6 protein-coding genes are annotated in these 4330 nt (G+C 71.2%); 3 read left to right on the top strand and 3 right to left on the bottom strand.

All coding sequences use genetic code 11. The features are described from left to right. Positions 1-13: 13 nt before the first annotated feature. The gene (locus tag CCN51_RS49940; protein WP_043491251.1) at positions 14-958 is read right to left on the bottom strand and encodes a beta-ketoacyl-ACP synthase III; all 945 of its coding nucleotides are present in this window, start codon (positions 956-958) and stop codon (positions 14-16) included. Between the two features lie 141 nt (positions 959-1099). Between CCN51_RS49940 and CCN51_RS49935 the strand changes: the two genes are divergently transcribed. Continuing rightward, positions 1100-1708, top strand: coding sequence for a TetR/AcrR family transcriptional regulator (locus CCN51_RS49935; RefSeq protein WP_014178947.1), 609 nt, complete (start codon positions 1100-1102; stop codon positions 1706-1708). 6 nt (positions 1709-1714) lie between these two features. On the opposite strand, the gene CCN51_RS49930 is transcribed toward CCN51_RS49935, so the two are convergent. After that, complete coding sequence (locus CCN51_RS49930) at positions 1715-2290, bottom strand: TetR/AcrR family transcriptional regulator (RefSeq protein WP_014178946.1); 576 nt, start codon at positions 2288-2290, stop codon at positions 1715-1717. A gap of 94 nt (positions 2291-2384) precedes the next feature. On the opposite strand from CCN51_RS49930, the gene CCN51_RS49925 reads away from it, so the two are divergent. After that, entirely contained in the window at positions 2385-3017 is a 633-nt protein-coding gene (locus CCN51_RS49925; protein WP_014178945.1) for an NAD(P)-dependent oxidoreductase, read from the top strand. A gap of 21 nt (positions 3018-3038) precedes the next feature. Here the strand turns inward: CCN51_RS49925 and CCN51_RS49920 are convergent, their stop codons facing one another. Continuing rightward, entirely contained in the window at positions 3039-3545 is a 507-nt protein-coding gene (locus CCN51_RS49920; protein WP_014178944.1) for a MarR family winged helix-turn-helix transcriptional regulator, read from the bottom strand. 243 nt (positions 3546-3788) lie between these two features. Here CCN51_RS49920 and CCN51_RS49915 point away from each other — a divergent pair. Further along, on the top strand, positions 3789-4330 hold a 542-nt coding region (locus CCN51_RS49915), incomplete at its 3' end, for an MFS transporter (RefSeq protein WP_245881859.1).

The raw sequence follows: 4330 nt of genomic DNA, 5'->3' as shown, positions 1-4330 counted from the left end.
GGGGCTCAGGGGCTCAGGGGCAGGCGATCACCTGGCCCGCCCATGACAGGCCGCCGCCGAAGGCGAGCAGCAGCACCGGGGCGCCCGAGGGGAGGTCGCCGCGGGCCGTCAGCTTGGACAGGGCGAGCGGTACGGACGCGGCGGAGGTGTTGCCGGATTCGACGACGTCCTGGGCGATCACCACCTGCTCGGGGAGGTCGAGTTGGCGTACGACGGCCTCGATGATGCGCAGGTTGGCCTGGTGGGTGACCACGCCCGCGAGGTCGGCGGGGGCGAGGCCGGCGCGGTGGCAGGCTTCGCGGGCGATGGCGGGGAGTTCGCCGGTGACCCAGCGGAAGACGGTCTGGCCTTCCTGGGCGAAGTACGGGTGCCAGTCGTCGACCAGGCGTACGGCGTCGCCGCGGGTGGGGTCGGAGCCCCAGGCGACGGGGCCGATACCGGTGTCCTCGGCGGCGCTGATCACGGCGGCGCCCGCGCCGTCGCCGAGCAGGACGCACGTACTGCGGTCGGTCCAGTCCGTCACGTCGGACATCTTCTCGGCGCCGATGACCAGGGCGTGGCGGGCGGCGCCCGCCCGTACGGAGTGGTCGGCGCAGGCGAGGGCGGTGCAGAAGCCCGCGCAGCCGTTGTTCAGGTCGAAGGCCACGGCGGACGGGATGCCGAGGCGGCCCGCGACCTGGGCGGCGATCGACGGGCAGCGGTCGATCGCGGTGCAGGTGGCCACGGTGATCAGACCGATGTCGGAGGGCTGAAGTCCGGCTCCGGCGAGGGCCTTGCCCGCGGCGGCGGTTGCCATGTCGGTGACGGACTCGTCGGTCGCGGCGATCCGGCGGGTGGCGATGCCGGTGCGGCGGCGGATCCATTCGTCGCTGGTGTCGACCATCGTCGACAGGTCGTCATTGGTCAGTACGCGCGAGGGCTGGTAGTGCCCCAGGGCAGCGATGCGGCTTCCCGACAACGATGGCGACGGCGACGGTGGCAGTGACAGCGACAGCGACACGGCGGTTCTCCTCGGTTCGACGTACGGCAGACCGTGCCGGGGAATATAGCAACCGATCGGTCGGAATCTAAATGGGGCCCGGCTGGGTATCCTGACGCCATGAGCCCACGCAAGTCGGTCGCCGAGGCCCGCAGAACACGGGAGCGCATCAAGGAACGCGGTGTCGCCATCGCCTCAGTCGAGGGCCTGGAAGGGCTGACCATCGGGCGCCTCGCCACCGACCTGGGGATGAGCAAGGCCGGTGTGCTCGGCCACTTCGGCACCAAGCAGGCGCTGCAACTCGCCACCCTGGACGCGGCGGCGGCGGCCTTCTCACGGCTGGTGTGGGAGCCCGCAGATGGCGCGCAGCCCGGGCTGCCGCGGCTGCGCGCCATCTGCGAGGCGTGGATCACCTACCTGGAGACGGCCCGCGACACCTTCCCCGGTGGCTGCCTCTTCACCACCGCCTCCATCGAGTTCGACGCCCGCGACGGGCTCGTACACGATGCGGTGGCCCGGCTGTTCGCGTTCTGGCGGCGCCGGCTCGCCGCCGAGGTGCGTACCGCCGTCGCGGCGGGCGATCTGCCGGCCGACACCGATCCGGAGCAGATCGCGTACGAACTGGTCGGCCTCTACATGGCCCTCAACCAGGAGATCCAGCTCTTCGCCGCACCCGAGGCCGCGGAACGCACCCGCCGCGCCCTGGACCGGATCCTCGCGCCGCGCTAGTCGCGGTCACAGCAGTGGTCTGACCACCGCCCGGGCCAGAGCCTCGGCCTGCGAGCGCGGGGCGGCATCGGCGTCCGGGCCCTGGGTGTAGTAGCGCAGGAACGCCTCCTGGAAGCATGCGCCGATCAGCAGAGCCGCGGACGCCTCCGGGTCCGCGTCCGCGGCGATACGGCCGAGGCCCTGTTCGGCCCGCAGGTAGCCGGCGAAGCCGGCGACCGCCTTGTCGGGGCCGCCGCCGTGCCGGTCCATCGCCACCCTGTGTGCCGCCATACGCTGCGGATCGGCCAGGAGAGCGCCGAGCATCGGGATCGACCGCTGGTAGAAGTGCAGAACCGCGTGGGCGAGCTCCGCAAGGTTCGCCTCGACGTCGCCCGCACCCGGCCGGACCGAGACGCCGGACAGGCCGGGCAGCCGCTCCTCGAGGACGGCGAGCAGCAGCCGCTCCTTGTCCCCGAAGTACTTGTACAGCGTGGGCTCCGACACGCCTGTGGCCTGCGCGATCTCCTTGGTCGTGGCGTGTACGACACCACGGGTGCGCAGGATGTCCGCCGCCGCGTCCAGGATCCGCTCCCGTGTGCTCACCACTGCTCTCCCAGTCTCGGTTTGACAGGTTAGTAAACGCTAGCCCACTCTAGGGGTTAGTGTTCACTAGCCCCCACGGATCTGGAAGGTCATCGTGCGTATCACTGTTTTCGGTGCGACCGGCGGAACTGGGCAGCACCTCGTAAACCAGGCACTGGAGGCCGGTCATCACGTCACCGCGGTCGTCCGGGACCCGGCCCGCCTGCAGCAGGCCGACCACCCGCGGCTCGAGGCCGTAAAAGCCGGCCTCCAGCACCTCGAGGCGGTCACGGAGGCGGTGACCGGACAGGACGCCGTCGTATCGGCCCTGGGCCCGCGCGGCAAGGACGACATCACGGTGTGCAGCGACGGCGCCCGAGCGATCATCACCGCGATGCGGGCCACCGACAGCCGCCGGTTGATAGTCGTCACCGCCAGCGGCCATATCGTCGACGAGGGCGACGGGCCGTTCACCCGGAGCATGGTCAAGCCCATGCTGCGGCGGTTTCTGCGGGACGGCTTCGCCGACTTCGCCCGCACCGACCAGGCCGTCAAGGCCAGCGGACTGGACTGGACGATCATGCGGCCGCCCCGCCTCACCGATGGCCGCCGCCGCGCCTACCGCACCGCCACCGACCGCAATGTGCGCGGCGGCATCACCATCGCACGCGCCGACCTCGCCGACGCCATCCTCACCGCGGCGGCCGACCCGGCCACCGCCGGCCACACCATCGCCCTGGGGTACTGAGCGCCAGGCCCTCCGTCCCTCTCAGGTGAAGGACGTGTCGCCGTGGGCCTCAAGCACCTTGCGCAGGCCGGCGGCGATCTGCTCGCATTCGTCGCGGTCGAGGGCGCCGAGGATCTTGGCGTAGTTGCGCAGATGCGCGGCCATCGCGGTCTCGATGAGCTCCTGGCCGCGCTCGGTCAGATGGATGAGTACGGTGCGCCGGTCGCCGCCCTCGCGCACCCGCTCGACGAGCCCCTTGGCCTCCATACGGTCGATGCGGTTGGTGATGGCACCGGAGGTCACCATGGCGGCTTTGAGGAAGGCGCCCGCGGTCAGGGTGTACGGCGGGCCCGAGCGGCGGAGCGTGGTGAGGACGTCGAACTCGCCCGGCTCCAGGCCGTGTTCGGCGCAGAACGCCTTGAGTGACTTGTCGATGACGCGCTGCATCCGCTGTACGCGGGCGAGCACTTGGACCGGCCAGAGATCGTCCGCCAGGTCGGGGCGCTCCTTCACCCATTGCTCGACGATGAGGTCGATGACGTCGCTCATCAGCGCTCCCCTCGATTTTCCTCAGCGTAGACCTTCTCAATGTTAAGACACTTGACGCCATGCAAGCGGGGTTGCTTTTATCTCAACGTTGAGAGAATCAACCTTGAGGCAAATGAGACGGGGGAATCGTTGTCCACCACCGCAAGACCGGACCCACGTGGCACCGGGACCGGCACCGGCACCGGCACGAGCACCGCTGCCACCGGCACCGGCACAAGCGCTGACCGAACCCGTCGAGTCCCCGTGCTCTGGCTGGCGTTGCTGGCCACGCCGGTCGCCGCCGGGGCCAACGCCCCGGTCCTGATCCTCGACGACATGGGCCGTTCGCTGGGCGTCGGCACGGCGACCGCCGCCTGGCTGGTCACCGCGTTCGCCTGGGCCATGACAGTGGGGATGCCGCTGATGGCAACGCTGCTACGGCGGCGCGGGGCGCGGGCGGCGCTACGGGTCGGGGCGGGGCTCGTGCTCGGCGGCACCGTTGTGCTCGTCGCGTCGCCGTGGCTGCCACTGACCCTCGTCGGACGCGCCGCGCAGGCCGCGGGCGCCGCGGGGCTGATCGCGGTGGCCATGAGCCTGGCGGGCGACGCCCGGCGGATGGGTGTGATCAGCGCCGGGTTCGGCATGCTGGGCGCGTCCGGTCCCCTGCTCGGCGAGCGCATCACCGAGGCGGTGTCCTGGCGGGCGGCGCTGGCGGTGTCGATGGTGGCGCTGCTGGCCGTACCGGCCGTCGGCCGCCACATCACCAAGGCCCCGCCGGCCGAGGGCTCGGCCGCCGGGGCCTTGGT

Origin of the sequence: Streptomyces milbemycinicus (assembly GCF_002154605.1) — a bacterium.
Taxonomy (GTDB): domain Bacteria; phylum Actinomycetota; class Actinomycetes; order Streptomycetales; family Streptomycetaceae; genus Streptomyces; species Streptomyces milbemycinicus.
The sequence above is the reverse complement of the archived record's forward strand: the minus strand, read 5'-3'. Positions and strand labels throughout refer to the sequence as shown.

What these genes read in the sequence shown, in the direction of transcription:
- CCN51_RS49935 (WP_014178947.1), top strand. Translation starts at nt 1,100, where the DNA reads ATGAGCCCACGCAAGTCGGTCGCCGAGGCCCGCAGAACACGGGAGCGC.
- CCN51_RS49920 (WP_014178944.1), bottom strand. Translation starts at nt 3,545, where the DNA reads ATGAGCGACGTCATCGACCTCATCGTCGAGCAATGGGTGAAGGAGCGC.